Genomic DNA, 19792 nt, shown 5'->3' on the forward strand with positions numbered 1-19792 from the left:
CGTGATGCTTCCATGATTGTTGAAAACATTTGTTGTCAAGGTTCAGTTCTTGGCTACGAGTTTTATTTTCGTAGCAATGTACGCTATATTTCCAAAATATTACGCATGTAAGATTTTGGAGTAAAAAAATTTCTCTTTGCTGGGTATATCGTACTGTGCATTCCTCCTCTCTTCTTATTACATGCGTAAGATTTCGCAACAAAAAAAATTTCGTCCGCAATCCTGCTGCACTTGTGTAAATATTACATCAGTAAGATTTAGAAGTCAAGTTATCTTTATACAAAAAGGCTCCTGCCGGGAGGTATCATACATTTTCGCAAAAGTAATACCTTTTAGCAAAAGCCTATTATTCAGCAGAGTTTCAAAACACCCCACTGCTACGATATTCAAATAGGTCATTCACGAAGCTACAAAACACACATCCATTTTTGTTCCTTAACACTCTACAAACCGCAGAAAATCAAGGTTTCTTTGAAAGCAGACAAATGGTTTCAATATTCCCCTGAACTTTGATTTTATACTGCATAGCGAAAGTATGCAATAGATTTTCAAAGTGGGGTAATGGTTTTATCCCCTCTTATATTCTTCCCAAGACTTTTCAAACAATTGTCTACAACATACATCTCTTAACAACAATCTGAAACCTCTTAAAAAATTGATATTGATGCTACCCTCTTGCTTTTCGTAAATATATCGCCAATATTCAAACGCATTGGATGCTTCACTCAGTAATTCATCAAACATATTTGCATTCGTAGAATTAAACCATTCACGCATTCATTCTTCAACAAGAGCTGCTGTTGCATTATCTAACGTTCTGAATTCTTCCCATAATGTTTTTAACTTATGACCTTTTATTTCTGTAACTGTTCTACCATGAAAAACTAAGAGCGTTTTAATAAATACTTCACAAGCAAATGCAGAATTTACAATTCCAGACACTGTATGAGAGTGCATTCTATATTCAATATTATTAGGCTCCACTTCACAGAATTTTGCACAATCACAAAATGCACAGGCATGTTCAAACATGCGCTGAGAATCAAGTATAGCACTCCCGCTCATTTCATCATCCTCCTATTCCTTACCACCAACTTTTGAGAAAAAGTATCCTTTCGCCAAAATGTATATTTCCCGTTCTCCAAAGTCTATCCCCTGGGGTAAACATCCGATTATATCATCACTCTACGGAAACAGAAACACACATCTATTTTATTCCCAAAATGGCGAAATCCTTTGATTTATTGGTTTTTTTTCGACAGAAGGCAGACTGTCTCCACATGAGTCGGAGCTACTATGTAAACACAATTTTTCAGCCTCGTCACTCGTATAGGAACACAATTCTATGTTTTTACTTCTTCGCTTTTTTCTTTGCCGTACCATGTATTCTTTTAATGCTTTCTAAATATTCTTCTTCAACTGGCGATAAATTCTGAACCTGATATCTTCTGTATTCTTCTGCTGCTTTTTCCATTGCCTGTGCATGACTGATTTTCCCTACTCCCTGCAATAATTTTTCTCCTGTCGTTTTCAATATATTATCAAGATGCTCTACATAATCAGACATATACATGGGATGATGGCGCATTGCCTGAATTTCTGCAAAATCAAAATATCCAGACACGATATTATTTAAAATCTTCAATTCTTCCTCATTTAAATAATTCTTTGCGATTCCAATATCTTTCAATGTCGGGAAATCACCCGAAAAATTCTTAAGCCCCATAAACGGCTGTTCTGCATCTACACGTTCATATATTACTTCTGCCGCAGTATGCCCATGCGCTGCATAATGCAGCTTATTTTGAACCATTTTAAAAAATGCGATGGATTCACTGCTTTTGGGATTATAATCCACACTGGTAGCGTAAAGGTCAAGCACCTGACGGTACATCACTTTTTCCGATGAGCGAATATCCCGTATACGGTCTAATAACTCCTTCCAGTAATTTCCACCCCCTAGATTCTTTAATCTCTCATCATCCATAGTAAAACCTTTTATCATATATTCTTTCAGACGTTCAGTTGCCCAACGCCGGAAATTTGTCGCTATTCTGGATTTCACTCTATAACCAAGAGAAATAATCATGTCAAGATTATAGTAGGGCATCTCTCGTGAAACTTCGCGATTTCCTTCCTTGCGAACCTGTCGGAATTTCCGACAGGTTGAGTTTTCATCTAATTCAAATTCTTCATATATATGTGAGATATGTTCTACAACATTTGTTCGCGACGTTTGGAACAAATCTGCCATTTGCTGTTGTGTCAACCACACTGTTTCGTCCTGTATTTTAACCTCAAGCTTTGTCAAACCGTCTTCGGATTGATATATAAGGATTTCTCCACAATTATCCACTTATAACTCCTCCATCTTCATTTCTTTAGACATACATTTGAATTCTCTGATATATGGCTTCATGAATGTTATTAATATCTGGATTTTTCATATCTGCTATATTAACTAAAAATTCCGCAACGGAACGAGCAATATCTTCTGATTTTTTTAGCTCTTGCCCCAAAGCTAGCCCATTGGTATAACCCAATCCCATTAAATTTTTCTTCAATATCTCAACTCTTTTTTCCCAATATTTTACATATTTTATTTGTTCTTCCGTTGAGTATATATTGGTATCAATAATAACAGGAAAAATATGCCTACGATATTCTACTTCTTTCATTATTTCTAAAACTTCATACATACAGTTTACAGATTTAAGATATGAATCACTTATAAGCAATACTGCAAAATCATTTTCCCTTATTGTCTGCATAAAATCTTTTAAACTTTGCCAATTGTCCACCCCTCTAATATCACGAGTAACCTCTACACCTTTCTTGCGTAAATATTCATCAATTTTGTTTGCTCTTTCTGTATCATTCCAACAATATGAAAGAAAAATACTATGCTCATCTGTCTTTATGTTTTCTATCTTAGATGTTTCTATTGTTCCATCATCCATCCCATCAACCATAACATATGCCTCTGCTTGCGAAATAAGTTTCATGTACATTTTAAATTTTTCTTCTCTATACTGCTCCTTTGTAGCCTGTCCATACATCACCTTTACAGAGGACGGAACAATAAAACCATTTTGTATTTTGTCCGCCTTTTTTGTATACTCACTTCCGATGCCAAAAATATCTCTGAATATTTGGCATATTGTTGGTTCTATATCCTCTATTTCATTCGCACCACTATTCATCATCTGATTTTTCAAAAATGATAATCTATTTAATTTATTTTTGGTATTCACAATTCCTTCCCCTTTCTTTTATGTAATAATGCTATTCCTTTGAGCCGCTCTTTAATCCTTCTTTAATCTGTTTATTAATTTCTTCTTGCAATTCTGGCGAACCCATAGCATTACTCATTATTCCTCCAAATAGTCCTCCTACAATATCTTTTACTGCGCCATATTTTGCCGAATCCTCTAACTCCTTTTCTTTCCTTTTTATCTCATTTTCATGCTCTATTTCTAATAATTGCATCTTATTCTGATGCTCTTTTTCAATCTTTTCTAATTCCATTTTGTGCTGTTCTATCAATGAATCCATATCTAATTTATGCTGATTCATTAACCTTTCTATTTCATGCTTATTTGACTCTTTAAGAATATCTATATCTTGTTGAATTTTCTTAGACAACGTCATATAAGCTCCCCTCCATGAACATACTCCAATCAAGAGCGAAAAAACATATGGAAAAATCTCGCTAAAATTCATATCACAAATCCTCCTATATTTTTTATCATTAAACATATTCCCTAAATAAGCCAAGACAGCCATGCACAAATATTTTTCAATAAAAATAAATTTTATTAAAAAACTGTAAAAAATTCCCACTACATCTTATCATATAAATTACTCCTCCTTAGTGCTGAATCCAATATTTTACTTTTTTCAAAAGTCATGAGAATACTATCCTGCTCATTGCTTTCAAGACAAAATTGATAGACATCATTTGAATATCCCGTAAATTCCTTTATTGTATGAGACGGAACCCCCAATTTTATCATCTGTATAATCGAATATTTCGCAATACATTTAGCCTGCACATTTCCTGTAATTCCTTTCAGTATATAAAACATTTTTGTATTATCTAATTTTCGCTTATTCTTCCTTATATCTATAAAAAGCCTTTCTTCCTTTTCTGACTCTAATATTTGTTCTCGAAATTTCATATAATTCCTCATTTGAATAGCAAATTTATCTGGCAAATGAACCCAAAATCCATTGATTTTTAACTTGTTTAAATTACAATCATAGTCAGATATCTTCAATTCATTTAGACTTCCATTTTTGGTTCCAAATAACAGTACTATTTTTGAAACCAAAGAGGATATATATGACGAAAATTCCCCATTATTCGCTCCATTTTCTAATTTTTCAAGAGTTGCATTATCAATTTTATTGTCGCAAATATCCAAAAGTTGTCCTGCTTGTTCATCCGTCAAAGGCTCTACTTGCTCTTTAGTATTTAATTTTAATTCGGATATCTTTCTATCATATGCCGCTTTTAATTCCAAATTCTTCGTTCTTGTTTCAAACAAGGGATTTTTCCATCCATAAAAAGTAGATATAAAATCAAAAAAAACTCCTACTACCGTATTATAATTATCTACAGTAGCCACATATTTAACATCATATGTTTTAACATAATACTGCAATGAATCCACCAATTGTTCTTTTGTCATTGCGGTCAAAATACTTTGAAAGTTGACATCTTTTGCCTGTAACACAACATTAACATATTCTTGAAATACATATATTTTCCTTTTATATGTAATAGATGTTCCATTTGCTTTATCTGTTTCAACTCTATTCATAAAATTTGTAATAACTTCGTCAAATGTCATATTGCCCCTCCATTTACCATAAAATAAATTTTTCATTTTTAAAATATCATAAAACTTTTAAAAAGTAAAAGCATTGCAATAATTTTCTACAAAAAAGAAGTTCTACATTATTTCCAAATGTAAAACTTCTTTCTCTTTTCCGTCTAACTATTATTTAAGATATAATCTTTTTTTAATAAACAGATTCCTTTGTATCCACACACCCCACATCAATCACCGCCGAAACCTCAATATACTTCTCTATCCTCTTCTTCCGATTCCCCTCTTCATCTTCCACGAACACAAAATGCTTATAAAACTGCCTAAAACAAAGGATTTCTAGATATTTTTCCTTTGTATCCACACCACACATTCCACGGTACTTTCGTTGTCCCAACAAAGTTCCTGTGTCTCCCTGTCTCCAAAATACACCGGAAAACGGAACTTTATGTGCTTCAGGAATCTGCCATCTGGCTGCTCCTGCTCGTAAATGTCCACCTGTTCCACAAAGCTGTTAAGAAATTCTTTCTTCTCCAGGTCGGTGAACTTATCATATAGTTTATCAAAATATAAAAGAAATTGATAGACGTTTTCTTCTGATATTTTCTGTTGCCGGATATTCAGCAGGCGATTCTTAACTTCTTCTATACTGTTCTCCACGCCTTCAATTTCATCATATAGACGATATAAGCGTGTCTCCATATCCTGATATTTCTTTTCATAAAATTTATCCATGATATCCAGACTATCCATCTGCTGTCCAAGTCTTGCTTTTGCTCCGGTCAGCTGCCTGTGCTGTTTTTCCAGTCTTTCAATCTCTTTTTCTATTTCTTCTGTATCTATTCTTGAACCGATTTTATTCAGAATTGCTTCTTCAAATTCCGGATTCTTCACCAGCTTCCGAATAACTTCTTCCACTGCATTGTTAATCTTCTCCTCGCTCCATTGTTTACGATATCCACATTTATGACCATCTACCAGGCGACGATGTTTGCAGGCATAATAGAAATAATCCTTATATAAGGTTCCGTCTTTCTTTTTCTTTCGGTTCACGTTTCCATACATACCGCTTCCACATAACGGACATCTCAATATTCCGGATAAAATATGCTCATGATCGAGGCTATGTGTCTTTTCATATTTCACACCTGTTTTTTCCCGTTTTTGATGAGCCAGCTCCCAGTCTGTTTCCGAAATAATCCCTTCATGGATACCATCGTGCAGCATATAATTTTCCTGCTTTACAATGCGATATTCATTTCTTGTACCAGAAACTTTCTCGTTTTTCCTTCGTCCATAAGCCAGCTTTCCACAGTATACCGGATTATCCAGAACGCCTTTTATAAACGAAGAGGCAAATGCGTCCAGTGTATTATTCTGTCGTTTTTTCTTTTTATATCCATGCTGGTTCAGCCATGCAGCAATCGCAGAGATTCCCATATTGGTATGAATAAATTTGTCATAGATCAGACGAATAATCTCTGCTTCGTCCTCTGCGATCTGCAATTCTCCATTTACCAGCTCATAGCCATATGGAGCAAACCCACCGTTCCATTTTCCTTCCCTGGCTTTCTGTTTACGTCCCTCCATTGTCTGAACAAGGATATTCTCCCGTTCGATCTCTGCCACCGCAGACAGGACAGAAATCATCAGCTTTCCACTATCTTTTGAGCTGTCAATCCCATCTTCAACACAGATCAGATTCACTCCAAAATCCTGCATCCTCTGCAAAGAATTTAAAACATCTGCCGCATTACGACCGAATCTGGAAAGCTTGAACACCAGTACAAACTGCACCTCATCTGTGCCATTCTCAATATTATCCAACATTCTCTGAAATTCCGGTCTGCCCTCTACGCTCTTTCCAGATTTACCTTCATCGGAATACTCATTTACGATTTCCATGTTCTGAAATTCCGCATATCTCTTGAGTTTTTCTTTCTGAGCATCCAGACTGTAGCCATCTACCTGCATGGTTGTGGATACTCTGGTATATATATCGCATTTAATCTTCTTATTCACATTTTCTCCTCTCCTCAGAACATCCCAAAGCAATTTCCAACAATTCCGTTGCAACTTGTGAATTTCTGATACGCATTAAGTTATCCCAGACATCAGCTTTTCCAAGTAGATTCATCCCACCATGCCATACTATTTCATCATCAATAACAGCAAAACATTCTTCTACTTCTGTTCTTGTTATCACATTTATTCCTACCAATTGCATTGTTCTGATTAATTCATAACATACATCCGATTTTCCATAAGTAATATCTTCCGGATCTGTTGTAATAACTGTAACCTTTACCCCTACTTCCTGTCTCTTCTTTATTAGTAATAAAAATCTATCAATTTTATCCTGTCTGATATCCGGACTGGAAATTACCACCATTTTTTCTGACTCTACAATATCTTGCTCGAATTTTTCGGTATAATTTACAGAATCAAATATTGCATTTATTATTTGTTTAGGTTGCAACTCTTGCGTCCAGATTGAAAATCCTGTCTTCCTGTACGTTCTCAATCTTTTTGCATACATTTTATCAAAATAACGCACATGAGAATCAATATAATCATACACATAAACGGCTTCTTTTCCGACATAATCTCTGTTTAATCTACCTACATACTGTTCCAAGCGTCCTTCAAAAGATACAGGTGCTGCAAGCATTAATACATCCAGTCTTGGGAAATCAAACCCTTCTCCTATTTTCTGACCAGTTGCCACCAAAATAAGCGATTCATTTTCAGGTATCTGCTTTAATTTTACTCTTATTTCAGTATTTTCCTTATCCGAATTATCCCCATATAGAAGGAATACATGATCTGCTTTTTCCTTTAAGGCATCATGTAAAAATTTTGCATGTTCCTTAAATCTTGTTAAAATTACAGGAGTTTGTTTTCTTGCAACACAAGTTATAACATCATCTATGATCATTTCATTGCGCACCTTACTGGTACTTATCAAATTATATGCTTTATTAATATTATCCTTGCTTTCTGCAGTATCAACTACTCTTGTGTATCTTGGGACAAAATAATGTCCAATCCCCTGTTCCTTAGCCCTCTCCAACGCAGTAAATCTATGTCTCAAAGATCCCAGCAGCATATAGATAATCCGATCAAGACTGTCGCCACGTTTAGGCGTAGCAGAAACACCATACACGTATTTTGCATTTATTTTCTGCAATAATTCCATAGATGTATTAGAAGCTGCGTGATGACATTCATCCATAATTACCATTCCGTAAGAATTAATTCGTTCATTAAATTTTCCTCTGCTGTACATCGAACCAACCATTGCAACATCTATGATCCCCGTCAATGTATTTTTATTTCCGTGCAAAACGCCTATCACACTATTCCTTTTTTTCTTTCTTCCTGTTTTTGTTTCATATTCCGGTGGTTCTTCTCTTATCTCTAAGAAGTGATTCAATTCATCAACCCACTGATTAAGCAAATCTTTACTTTGCAGCAAAATGAGCGTATTTACTTTTCGCTCTGCAATAAGGTAACTACATACTACAGTTTTTCCAAATGCAGTTGCCGCACTCAGAACCCCATCTGAATGTGATAATAATTTTTCTGCTGCTAATTCCTGTTGCATTCGCAAATCACCTTTAAAAGATACTCTGATAGGTTGTCCTGTTTCTCTTTGATCTGAAACATCAACTGAAATGCCTGCTTTTTCACATTCCTGTATAATATTTTCCCGCAGTCCTCTCGGAATCTGTATATATCCATCTATATCCTTACCCAAATATACAGCACTAAAATTATAATAATTAGAATATCCCAGCCTTTTATTTTTGTAAAATTCCGGATTATCAAATGCCGCCAAACTACGAATCTGATTTTGTATTCTTGGCATAAGATTCAGAGTATCTATATAAACTCCATTTCCTAATACCATATGCAGCTTGCCCACAACATCTGAATTACAAAACTCGCATTTCTTCTTCCATGGTTTCGGTCTGACATTCTTCTCAATATTAGTAAGCAATCCTCTGACTTCTGCTAATTCTCTCTGCCATTTTGCCATGCATTGTTCAATATCTTCTATTCCCAGCTTTCTTGTTTTATTAAAAAGAGCATCCCATTGATCAGGATATGCATTCCAATTTTCATCTACAAAAGCACTATTTCCATTTTTAAGTGCCTGCCCCTGTAATGGCAATGCAATTAAATTACCTATGCTGCTTGCCACATCCTGCGAAGGATACATTCTATCATAATAATGAAACGATTTCAGATTGATGGAAGTTGAACCCTTGTCTAACAGGAGAAATCCAAAATTCCTTGCTGTTGCCGCAGGTATTGCTTTTTTAAAGAAAATCCATACATGGGCACCTTTTCCAGATCGAGATCTCTCAACTAAAGGTCTGATACCATTAAGCTCACACATTTTTCTAAGCGCATCCACTTCTTTATGCCACTCATTATCCGTATTTGCAAAGTCCGTAACCTCTGCTCCTTTTTCGTGATTATCAAAATCAAATACAATAAATCTGCATGTACCATTTGGCAGTAAAGGATATACACCTATTACATCTGATCCATCTTCTTTTGTGCCTAACAAATGATCAATTATTTTTTTAACATCCAAACTAATCCATTTGGTATTTTCACATTCATCACACAATACCTTCTCTTTACGTTGTTTAGGGCAAAGCCGGTCATTCCAACGATTCGCACATTGTGGAAAATAGCCCCCGTTCTTTCCTCTTCTGGCATATACATCTTCTCTTCCCCAAAACATCGAAAAGAAACGTATTGCCATTTTCTCTGTAATATACGGTGGATTTACAATACGATTCCCTTGATCCAGGTCATATTCTTCTGCACTTTCTATTTTTTCTTCAAAAGGATTCACCTCTTCATAGGAAATGCCTGCTTTCTTCAATTTATCTTTTAATATCTTGTTCTCATATTCAAGCAGCCTAACCATCTTTCTCAATGAATCCGCATCATATGCTTCTATGTTCAAACCTTCCACCTACAATTCTTATTATCTCGTAACATAACTTCCATTTAATGTCCCAACTTAATTTTAGTACTTGTTCCAACTATTTTCAATACTTATTTTCTGTATTGACGCATTTCTTCGCCAATCGTATAATTAAGTTAGATACAGAGCATTTCTGTTATCAAAATATTGCCCGCCCACCATTGGCGACTTATAAATGATTGGCTCGAAAATATTGTTCGCTTACCGGAAGCGTCTAATAAATGTCCGGCTTGAAAATTATTTAGAAATAATTTCTGTTTTTGATATTGTGTTTTTATCACACATTGCATATACTATAAATACACAAAAAAGCCAAAAAAGAGGAGGTGTTAGTATGGCTACTTCAAGTATTACTCATAATTTTGTCGTATCCAATCCAAATAGCATAAAGCGTTTTGTCGCAGCAATTGACGAAGCCGACCGTGACCGCACACCAAAGCAGACACTTCCCGGACGTCAGTTAACGAACCCACAGGAAATCTTAGCTTTAATGTCAAAAAGGAAGAAAAAACATGTCTGATAAATATTTTACCGTTAATATTCGGGCATATTTGGATAAAGACGAACCGACATATATCGGAGAGGAAAGTCTTTACGACTTACTCTCCGATTTTTCTTGTCCCAAAAATCCCGATGTGGAATACTTTTTATTACATAATGCGATTGAGTTTACCAAAAAAGATCAATCTATCACTTATCTGGTATTTGATGCTGAAGATGCTTCACTGGTTGGTTATTTTTCACTTACAGTAAAACCAATCTCTGTCCGTGCTTCAAATATCAGCAAGACAATGGCAAAAAAGCTGTCCCGTGTCAGTATTTTGGATGAAGAAACACAATCCTATACTACCGCAGCTTACCTGATTGCCCAGTTGGGAAAGAACTATTCTCTTCCAAAGAATAAACGAATCCCTGGAAATATTCTACTGGGATTTGCGCTGGAAACCATATCCAGTCTCAAATATTCCGTAGGCGGCGTTATGGAGTTTCTTGAATGCGAAGATAATGAATTTCTTCTGAGCTTTTATACACAGAATCATTTCAAGCCATTTGATACTCGTATTACCGCTTCCCAGAATAATGAGTCACACACTCTGCATCAGCTTTTAAAATTTATTTGATTTAAAAATACATGAAAAAAGCGACAGTCTGATTTACATTTTGTATTTCAGGAAACTGCCGCTTCTTTTTCTTCCTTATTCTGTTTTTCTTCCTCCAACTCCCGGAGGACTTCTTCGCCGTACTTATCAATCATCCGTACCAGAAAATCAATGCACCGCTCAAATTCAATATTCTGTTGCATAAGCTCCTCCCGTTATTGTTTGTTCTGAGCTTATTTTACAGAACCTGCCTGAAAACCACATTGAATAGAAATTGATTGTAAACTGACACAATCACTTTAAAAATATCCGCCTTCTCTTGAATCGAATGTATGTTCGTGTTATGATAGATATACTCAATCTTAACTACGAAAGGGGAATTTCTATTGAATCGATGCGATTTTTCTTCTATTAGCACTTGCTTAAAAAATCATATCAGCGAAAGTAATCAAATGAGTCAGCCTGATTTTTTATACGAATTATTTGAAGATTTTATGGATGATCCGGCAAATCAGGATTTTTCAATGGATAACGGTCTGGTTTGCCGCTGGATGACTGGTCAGGCTAAAATCAGTCCTAAAATATCCGCTTACTATTCCAAGCCATCCAATCAGGAAAAATTAGCCCATACCATCCACCAGAATCTTCTTCCACTGATGTCTGACTGTAATATGGCTATACAAGATATTTACACTTTATTCATTCAGGATGACAGCATCTCAGATGCGAAAAAGAAAAATCTGACTCCCTTATATAAACCAGCCAGTTCAAGACTGCTGTTTCTTGCAAAACTGATTTCTTTTGGCATGGAACGCCAATTCATCAAACGTAATACCAAAAAGCAGAAGCTGCTCGCCGGAGGCGCTTTATCCCCCATTGTGCTGGATTATATTATGGACAGTGAGGTTCCGAAACCATGCCGTCATTTTATCGGAAGAGATAAAGAACTGGAAGAATTATATACCATGCTTGAGGAAAACCGTCATGTTTTTCTTTGCGGAATCGCCGGAATCGGAAAAAGTGAACTTGCCAAAGCCTACGCAAAGCGGTACATAAAGCAATACACCAATATACTTTATGTAGAATATACCGGCAATCTTCATCAGGATATTACTGACATGGATTTTATTGACGATCTGCCGGAAAGCACTGAACAGGAACGGTTTCAAAGACATAACCGTTTCCTGCGTTCCCTGAAATCCGATACTCTGCTTATCATAGATAATTTTAATGTCACTGCGACACAGGACAGCTTTCTGTCAGTAGTATTAAAATATCGCTGCCAGATTTTGTTTACAACCAGAAGCAAACTGGATGAATACTGTACTCTGCCATTAAAAGAAATAGAGGATATGAACGCTCTCTTCCAGCTGGCATCAGTATTTTATTCAGAGGCAGACACGTACCGGGCAACAGTTGAAAAGATCATCGAAACTGTTCACTCTCATACTTTTGCCGTGGAACTGGCAGCAAAACTTCTGGAAAATGGAATCTCAACTCCAGACCAGTTATTAACAAGACTTCAGGTGGAAAAAGCATCTTTCCATAACGAAGATAAAATTAAAATAATCAAAGATGGACAAAGCAGCAAAGCCACCTATTACAGTCATATCCATACGCTGTTTTCTTTATACACTTTATCTCTTGAACAGCAGGATATCATGTGTAATATGTGCTTTCTTCCTTCCACCGGTATTTCTGCCCGTATATTTGCCAAATGGCTGGAACTGCCCACACTAAATGAAATCAACGATTTAATTGAGACTGGTTTCGTTCAGACAACAACACGTCGCACTATCTCTCTGCATCCGATGATTCAGGAAATCACCCTTTCAGAGACAAAACCATCTGTAACTCGCTGCCACATATTACTGGATTCTTTACAGAAAATATGTTTAATGCATGGAATGGAAGTAGATTATTACAAAAAGCTATTTCAAACAATCGGAAATATCATAGTATTGATTGAAAAGGATGATATACCAAAGTATCTGCTTTTTCTGGAAAATGCATTTCCATACATGGATAACTATAACTACCACAAAGGTATGAATGGAATCATTCAGGAACTGACGGGGCTGTTAAAGACAAAAAACATTGGAACCGACTCTGACCGGGCATTATTACTAGATTTTCAGGCAACTCTTGAAACCAAACCTGAAAAAGCAATAAAACTGGAAAAGGATGCACTTGCCCAGATAGAAAATATCACTGCCGACAATGCTCGCCTTGTTTCCAACCTTCATGCCAATCTCGGTGGACTTTACCGCATGAACGGTCATCCCGATCTTGCAAGAGAACACATGGAAAAAAGTATCTCACTGCTTGACCAATTTAACCTGCTTCATATAAATGACAGCATACCTCAGATTGCCAATTATGCAATGTTCCTGACAGAACAGCAGGAACCCGAAAGAGGCATCTCCGAATTGCAAAAATTATCCGGCATCATCAAGGAATACCATTCCGATGACTGTCTGGATTATGCCAAAGTACAGGAAACCCTTAGAACCATTTATCTGATGACTGCCAATCTTCCGCAAGCCAAAACACATTTTAAAAGAGCTTTCAAAATATATGAAAAGATCTGGGCTGATGAACCAGAAATGATTGAAGCAAAATATCAGGAAATTCAGGAGTTATATCCACAGATTGGATTTTGCATTGGAAAAAATCTATCCGGTCTTTTAACAAAATAAGCATAATTTACGGCGGGCAACTTGCCCGCCGTTATATTCAACTATTCGTCAAATAAATATATGCATCTTCCAAAGTGATATCATTATCCAGGACACAATTCTCATTTGGCTTTCCTTTGCTTAATACTTTCATATGAATTCCATTTTCTACATACTGCTTAGATGATATAGAATAATTAGCTTCTAACAAACGGGCTTCTTCTGCATTTTGTACCGTACAATTCCAAACACAGCCCTTTGCATTTTCCAGCAACCCACTCACGCTTCCAGAATATAAAAAACTTCCCTTTTTCATAATGGCAAGCTGTGTACAGGTTGCTGCTAAATCTTCTACTACATGAGTGGAAAACAGCACAGTTCTATCCTTTGAAAAATCAACCAAAAGATTGCGGATCCTGATTCTTTCTTCCGGATCTAACCCGGTGGTAGGTTCATCAATAATCAAAAAATCCGGATTATTAAGAAGTGCCTGTATGAGTCCGACACGTCTCTTCATACCACCAGATAATTGCCGCATTTTTTTATTCTGATGCTCTGTAAGAGAAGTCTTTTCCAAATAATAGGTAATTCTTTGTTTGAGGTCATTTGTGGATACTCCTGATAGTCCACCCATATATACAAGGCATTCTTTCACCGTAAGATTCGGATATAAGTCGATTTCCTGTGGAAGATAACCAATCTTTTTCTGTATTTTTTCATAATTTCCCTCGTTATACAGAATTCCATCAAGCGAAACCAATCCTTCCGTTTGTTTTAAAACGGTTGTAAGAACCCTCATCAGCGTGGTTTTTCCCGCACCATTCTCTCCCAAAAGTCCGTAAATTCCCTTAGGTATTTCAAGAGATGCCTTATTTACTGCAACTACACCATTTTTAAATCTAACTGTTAAATCATTTATTCTAATACTCATAATCTATCCCCTTTTCTTTAAAGCCATTGGTAATACTGCAAATAAAAGCAGACCCACTATAAAAGACACAAGCGTTCCATAAATCCAACTCTCGGACATTAATTGATTAAGTTCACAAGAGCTGAAAGAAAACAATCCCAGATTCCCGAAAAATGAACTGCCCGCTTTCGATATAAGACCAATGACAATTCCAAATAAACATCCTATACCTGCCCACATATTTCCAAGCAATGTACACAAAATCACAGAGCATATACTCCAAAGCCAGATGGTTCCGAACATTGCAATGGAAAATAAAAGGAATGTCTGAGTACCCGAAACGCATTCGTTTACACTGCCCGGTTTTTGCCAGAAAAATAAAACATATCCAACACAGGAAAGTATTAATAAATATAATATTTGAACGCACACTCTCTGTGATATTACTTTTAACTGCTTTTTTTGATCATACAAATGAAATACATCGGCACGCTTACTTTTTACTTCCATCAAATATGTGTCACTACAAAAAATAATTGTTAAAAATGCTATTGGCGACTGAATCGCTGAACCGATTTCTTCATAGTATATAATCGGATGAATAGCACACAATATCAGTATAAATGCACATGAATAAAAAATCTTATATAACGACAGGCAGTTTTTTAGTTCCGTTTTCAATGAACCCTCCTCCTTTTCCAGATTGTAACAGAAATACATACTAATATAACTGATGAAATTACAAGAATAATCTGATTTATGTTTGACATTTTGGCTACATGTGTTTCAAAAAATCTGCCAGGGAATCGCACCATAATAGAGAACGGTCTCATATAATAAATATCATTCTTCATGGTCAGCATATTTGAATATATAATGTGTAAAAACAAGATTGGTGCTGCCGGAAGCGGATTTTTAAATATTACTGCTGTAATTGTATAGACACAACATATCATCAAAAGATTCGGAACAATATAGATCAGAGAATTCACGCAAAAATCAATTGGTGTTACTGGAAAGCCCGATTCTAAAGACGTTTTCAAACACAGCATAAAGAATATAACATTCAAAATCAGCAAAGGGCAGTACCTTTTCGATAATGTGGTAATCTTGACTTTCTGCACCGACACCTAACTTTTCTTCAAACTCGGCAACATCTATCGGCAGGTCGAACCAGTATGATATTGTTTCTTCGCCAGTTGTTCCTTTCGTTTCCACCAGCACCCTTGTTTCCTGCATTGTTCCTCACGTCCTTTCTGTTGTTTCATCACATCTTTTAAGGTCTGGTACGACATACCAAACACATATTTAGAAAAATCTTCTAACTGTCTTTCTTCATAATCGGCATGGTTCAGTCGTTTCATTTCCTGCCACACCTTACGCTTGTAAGAGGGCAGGTCAGAAAGATATTCACAGCCAACTTGTGCCTGCATATCCTTAAAAATATCGTTCATTTCATCACTCCAATCTGAAATTTAGGTAAGAAAAAAGCAGTCAATCCTAAGACTAACTGCTTTGTGTGTATGGATATAAAATTGTAAAACAGAAATTTGTTCAATCACTTTTACACATTTGTTGTGTTTATTTGAATAACGCAAACAAGAGTACACAATAATGTAGCAATATTGATAAAAATATTACTAATTTTTTTGCTTTTCCGACGAAAACCAATGCTGATAATGATAAATATAATACTCAAAATTGTAAAAAACAAATTCCATAAGTATGAATTATACATGAAATTACCTTTTATAAATTTTGCACCGAAATTATTAATATCAATCAGTAAAATAAACACAGTCAAAATCGTACCAGCAATATACGATATAAAAGCCAATCGTTTAAACCTATTATAAGACCACATAGCTACCGAAAAAACCAATAATAGAATAGGGTATGAATAAACACAAACAAAAAACCATATTAACTTTGTTGATGAACCTATTGCGTCCATTTATACTCCCCTTTCAAAATATCTTTACTCTATTATTTTTAGAGCAATTTCTTTAGCAAAAGTACTTGAAACCCGTTCTTTTTGCAAACTATCTTCAAGATATACAGCAAAATACTCCCTTTGTTGTCCCTTTTCAGTAAAACCTAGAAACCATGCTTCTCCATTTGTACCAGAACCAGTTTTCCCATATACTTTTCCCCTTTGCTCATCTTCAATTAGCATAATTTTCTTTAATATTTCAACATTTTGACTGTCATAGAAACTTTTACTTTCAAAAATTCTTGATAAAACCTCTACCTGTTCGTATGGAGATATTTTCAAAGATGAACCCAGCCAAAACCCATTCAATTCTTTGTATGGATTTATCATACTTCCTTCCCATGCTGAAACATCACAATTACCATATTCCAACTCACTTAGTTCTTTTTTGACTTCTTCTTCCCCCACACTGTTTATAATCTGATGAAAGTACCATATACAAGACGTTTGAAATGCTTTTTGCAAAGTTAAGTTTTCGTTCCATTCTGAATTTGGATATTGAGTTCCATTATAATTCAATGTGGAAGTTTCATCTTTGATAATATTATTGTGTAACCCTATTAACGTAGAAATAATTTTAAAAGTTGAATATGGGGATACTTGTTGTTCTGCCATATCTTTATTATAAAAAGAGTACTTGTTTTTTGAGGGACTGTATAAAACTGCACAGCCATTAACACCATTAAAATCATTACTTAAATCAAGTATTTCTTCCTCATTGCTCTCGCTCGCTTTTTTTTCTATTTTTGATTGTTCTAATTGATTTGTTTCTGTCCTCTCTATTTTTTCTTGTCTAGCCGAACACCCCGATAACATTATAAAGCATATTGCTGAAATACAAGTAATCTTTAATAATCTTAACATATTTTGCTCCTTACAATTTCCAGTTTGTGTCTTTATTCATACCCATATTATACCATTCGTATATCAGCACCACAATAAAATTTTATGCTCCGATAATCTTATTGAACAGCTCTAACAGTACATCTTTCACACCGCCAGCATTGAACACCAAGCCAACAGCAATCAAGGCAACTACCAAGAATCCGATAAGTTTGGAAAACTCACGTTTAAACCCTAAGTAGATACCGATAACCACAATCGCCATAAGCACCAAGCTCTGTGCGTTTGATAAAAACCATTGATACAAATTTTGTCCGAAATTCATTTAATTGTCCTCGCTTTCTTCTAATTGTTTCATTTCACAGTCAGCTTCTTTGCCGACATTCAAAATACACATCAAGACTACGCCGATACCCATTCCCATAGATACCAGCAGGAAGTCTTTTAATAATACCCACATTTTTTATCACTCCTAACTTTCTACTAAATCTTTTGCAGGGGTCGTCTGTTGTTTGATTATCATTTCATGCTTTTCTGTGAGCTTTGCCTGCTGTTCGATTGTTTCCATGTAGTCTGTACCGTTTCCCTTATCAATCTTTTTCAGCATTTTCAAGGTCGGTGCTACCTGCCGTTGTACCCACCGCAATGTACGGTCTAAGGTGTAAGGCTCTGGCTTTGTCGTCAGCTTCAAGCTCTGTCTGTTATCGCCGATAAACCAAGCCCAGCGGTCATTGAGTTTCCAGTCATTTTTCCGCTTGTCTGGTTCTTCATCAACAAACCGCACATACTGGTTGATGATAGAAAAGGCGGTCTGCTCTGCGTCATAATAGGTCAGCAAATCTCGTACTGCATAATAGGCTCGTTCATTGCGAAGCCGTATCTCAAAACGATTGATAATGTCGGCTTCTTCCAGAGGTGTCCCTAACTTGACGTACTGTTCATAGTCCTTTTCATAAATACAGAAATACACATCTGATTTCAGAGAACCAAGATAAAGGGTACGTCCCATATATTCTCTGTCGTCCTCTCTGTGCTTGATAAGCTCGCCCGACTGGTAAAACTTATAGCTTCTGGACTTTCCGATATATTCCCGTTTCCTGCATTTTTCCGCAAGCTCTGGAATATCCAAAATGCCCGTATGGTCGTTGATAGCAAGGTCGATACGCTTCATCACGCCACCGTCTATGAGTGCGTCCATGAGAAAGTCATACCAGCTTCTTTGCTGTGCCAGCAGGTAACTTTCAAACTGTCTGCAACCACGCCCCTTTAATTCTAAAAGGACACCTTTTTCTTCGTCAGCCGACGTATAGATAAAGATGTCCCCTAATGAATAATGCTCCGTATAACTGTAATGTCCGTAATCTTCATGGAGCATATAATTGATATTCAATTTTAATATATCTTTGATGATGTGCTGTATATCCAGCGTGGGAAAACGAATTTTCACATAATCAAACAGCATGGTAAGCGGTGCTTCTGGATTGAACCTTGCCAGTTCTTTATGCAGAGTTTCCAGAAGTTCCTTTGACGGCTTCATTTTTCCGCTTTCTATCTTGTTGAGATATTCCCTTGTGATACCAGAAGCCACCGCCAGCCTGCCTTGTGAGATACCGTAAGCAATCCGTTTCTCCCGTAATTCTTTTATCCATTGTTCTTCATTCAGAACCATACCCCCAATCTGTAAAGTGTGAAGTTTTTTAAGGCGACTTCACAGCCGATTTTTACTAGGAAACCATGCCAGAAGCCTTATGTTTCCTATGTTTTTTGTCTATTGTCTATTTGCAAACGTACCCCTCTGTTAGATACCGAGGGGTTTTACCTGCTGGCGTGGCTTCGCCACACCAGCAACGGCTAGTCCGTGCCGTCGCCTTTCGCTTCGCACGTCGCCGTCCCGTCCTGCCTTGCGTTATTCGATTACCAGCGTGAACGCTTCTGGATCATCAACAATGTTGTATGAACCGAGCGTGTCCGCTGTCTGCGTATAGCGGAAATGAAACAAAGGCTTTTGTCCTTTCATGGAAAAACGGGAACGGTACACCGTACCATATAGAGCGTTTGGCTTTGCCACATCATAGCTGAACAGAGTAGAAGCAAAATCATTCTCCCTGCATTTTTTGATGATTTCCTCTGCACATTTTTCTTTGTCTGTTATGATAAGACGGTTGAGCGTAAAGGTAACGTGTTCTTCATGGAAATTTTCTGATGAAGTCCTCATACTTCCTGCTACATCAATCTCACGTCCCCATTGCAGATAGGAAATCGTCAATGCCAGTACAAAAAGTACCGTGATTGTTATTATTTTTCTCTTTTTGCACATACTGTTACTGTCCTTTCTTGTAGGGTGTATTATAATACAGTCTACGGTAATACATCTTATTTATCAATACAGTTGTATCTTATAATTCAAAGAAAAGACGAGGTACAG

20 protein-coding genes and 2 pseudogenes are annotated in these 19792 nt (G+C 36.2%); 3 read left to right on the plus strand and 19 right to left on the minus strand.

Annotation, left to right across the window (positions count from 1 at the left end; translation table 11 throughout):
- Positions 1-777: 777 nt before the first annotated feature.
- The 8 genes from NFS18_RS15395 to NFS18_RS15430 form a co-directional block, all read right to left on the minus strand.
- Positions 778-1065 (minus strand): hypothetical protein, encoded by a 288-nt coding sequence (locus NFS18_RS15395; RefSeq protein WP_251391888.1) that lies wholly within the window; start codon positions 1063-1065, stop codon positions 778-780.
- 286 nt (positions 1066-1351) lie between these two features.
- Positions 1352-2356, minus strand: coding sequence for a virulence RhuM family protein (locus NFS18_RS15400; protein ID WP_251391889.1), 1005 nt, complete (start codon positions 2354-2356; stop codon positions 1352-1354).
- Between the two features lie 25 nt (positions 2357-2381).
- Entirely contained in the window at positions 2382-3254 is an 873-nt protein-coding gene (locus NFS18_RS15405; RefSeq protein WP_251391890.1) for a toll/interleukin-1 receptor domain-containing protein, read from the minus strand.
- Positions 3255-3285: 31 nt separating this feature from the next.
- Positions 3286-3723, minus strand: a complete 438-nt coding sequence (locus NFS18_RS15410; RefSeq protein WP_251391891.1) for a hypothetical protein — start codon at positions 3721-3723, stop codon at positions 3286-3288.
- A 119-nt stretch (positions 3724-3842) separates the two neighbouring features.
- The gene (locus tag NFS18_RS15415; RefSeq protein WP_251391892.1) at positions 3843-4856 is read right to left on the minus strand and encodes a hypothetical protein; all 1014 of its coding nucleotides are present in this window, start codon (positions 4854-4856) and stop codon (positions 3843-3845) included.
- A gap of 172 nt (positions 4857-5028) precedes the next feature.
- Positions 5029-5208, minus strand: coding sequence for a hypothetical protein (locus NFS18_RS15420; RefSeq protein ID WP_251391911.1), 180 nt, complete (start codon positions 5206-5208; stop codon positions 5029-5031).
- Positions 5175-6857, minus strand: coding sequence for a recombinase family protein (locus NFS18_RS15425; protein ID WP_277613644.1), 1683 nt, complete (start codon positions 6855-6857; stop codon positions 5175-5177). Before NFS18_RS15425 ends, NFS18_RS15420 begins: the two co-directional genes overlap by 34 nt.
- A complete protein-coding gene (locus NFS18_RS15430) occupies positions 6850-9708 on the minus strand; it encodes a TOTE conflict system archaeo-eukaryotic primase domain-containing protein (RefSeq protein WP_331477722.1) in 2859 nt (952 codons plus the stop codon). The genes NFS18_RS15425 and NFS18_RS15430 overlap by 8 nt, the downstream gene beginning before the upstream one ends.
- A 469-nt stretch (positions 9709-10177) precedes the next feature.
- Between NFS18_RS15430 and NFS18_RS15435 the strand changes: the two genes are divergently transcribed.
- Together NFS18_RS15435 and NFS18_RS15440 are read left to right on the plus strand one after the other, a co-directional pair.
- The gene (locus tag NFS18_RS15435; protein WP_009245306.1) at positions 10178-10363 is read left to right on the plus strand and encodes a hypothetical protein; all 186 of its coding nucleotides are present in this window, start codon (positions 10178-10180) and stop codon (positions 10361-10363) included.
- A complete protein-coding gene (locus tag NFS18_RS15440) occupies positions 10356-10964 on the plus strand; it encodes a hypothetical protein (RefSeq protein WP_055195104.1) in 609 nt (202 codons plus the stop codon). Before NFS18_RS15435 ends, NFS18_RS15440 begins: the two co-directional genes overlap by 8 nt.
- A gap of 47 nt (positions 10965-11011) precedes the next feature.
- Here NFS18_RS15440 and NFS18_RS19390 read toward each other — a convergent pair whose 3' ends face one another.
- On the minus strand, positions 11012-11146 hold the full coding sequence (locus NFS18_RS19390; protein WP_004844681.1) for a hypothetical protein: 135 nt from the start codon (positions 11144-11146) through the stop codon (positions 11012-11014).
- Between the two features lie 249 nt (positions 11147-11395).
- Between NFS18_RS19390 and NFS18_RS15445 the strand changes: the two genes are divergently transcribed.
- A complete protein-coding gene (locus NFS18_RS15445; protein WP_251391894.1) occupies positions 11396-13642 on the plus strand; it encodes a tetratricopeptide repeat protein in 2247 nt (748 codons plus the stop codon).
- A 37-nt stretch (positions 13643-13679) separates the two neighbouring features.
- Here NFS18_RS15445 and NFS18_RS15450 read toward each other — a convergent pair whose 3' ends face one another.
- The 10 genes and pseudogenes from NFS18_RS15450 to NFS18_RS15495 form a co-directional block, all read right to left on the minus strand.
- On the minus strand, positions 13680-14552 hold the full coding sequence (locus NFS18_RS15450; RefSeq protein WP_015540931.1) for an ATP-binding cassette domain-containing protein: 873 nt from the start codon (positions 14550-14552) through the stop codon (positions 13680-13682).
- Between the two features lie 3 nt (positions 14553-14555).
- A complete protein-coding gene (locus tag NFS18_RS15455; RefSeq protein ID WP_236878473.1) occupies positions 14556-15212 on the minus strand; it encodes a transporter in 657 nt (218 codons plus the stop codon).
- Positions 15209-15610 (minus strand): annotated as a pseudogene (locus NFS18_RS19820) (ABC transporter permease); the annotation flags it as partial. The gene NFS18_RS15455 and the pseudogene NFS18_RS19820, both read right to left, overlap by 4 nt.
- Positions 15603-15770: pseudogene (locus NFS18_RS15465) on the minus strand (antirestriction protein ArdA); the annotation flags it as partial. The pseudogenes NFS18_RS15465 and NFS18_RS19820, both read right to left, overlap by 8 nt.
- On the minus strand, positions 15689-15985 hold the full coding sequence (locus NFS18_RS15470; protein WP_251391896.1) for a conjugal transfer protein: 297 nt from the start codon (positions 15983-15985) through the stop codon (positions 15689-15691). The pseudogene NFS18_RS15465 and the gene NFS18_RS15470, both read right to left, overlap by 82 nt.
- 524 nt (positions 15986-16509) lie before the next feature.
- Positions 16510-17388 (minus strand): penicillin-binding transpeptidase domain-containing protein, encoded by an 879-nt coding sequence (locus tag NFS18_RS15475; RefSeq protein ID WP_231299579.1) that lies wholly within the window; start codon positions 17386-17388, stop codon positions 16510-16512.
- Between the two features lie 82 nt (positions 17389-17470).
- On the minus strand, positions 17471-17692 hold the full coding sequence (locus NFS18_RS15480; protein ID WP_002323342.1) for a hypothetical protein: 222 nt from the start codon (positions 17690-17692) through the stop codon (positions 17471-17473).
- Positions 17693-17827 (minus strand): DUF3789 domain-containing protein, encoded by a 135-nt coding sequence (locus tag NFS18_RS15485; protein WP_021374396.1) that lies wholly within the window; start codon positions 17825-17827, stop codon positions 17693-17695.
- Between the two features lie 12 nt (positions 17828-17839).
- Positions 17840-19036, minus strand: a complete 1197-nt coding sequence (gene mobT / locus NFS18_RS15490; protein WP_005428611.1) for a MobT family relaxase — start codon at positions 19034-19036, stop codon at positions 17840-17842.
- Between the two features lie 237 nt (positions 19037-19273).
- A complete protein-coding gene (locus NFS18_RS15495; protein WP_251391898.1) occupies positions 19274-19684 on the minus strand; it encodes a hypothetical protein in 411 nt (136 codons plus the stop codon).
- Positions 19685-19792 lie beyond the last annotated feature (108 nt).

It is taken from the genome of Mediterraneibacter agrestimuris (assembly GCF_943193195.1).
Lineage (GTDB): Bacteria > Bacillota > Clostridia > Lachnospirales > Lachnospiraceae > Schaedlerella > Schaedlerella agrestimuris.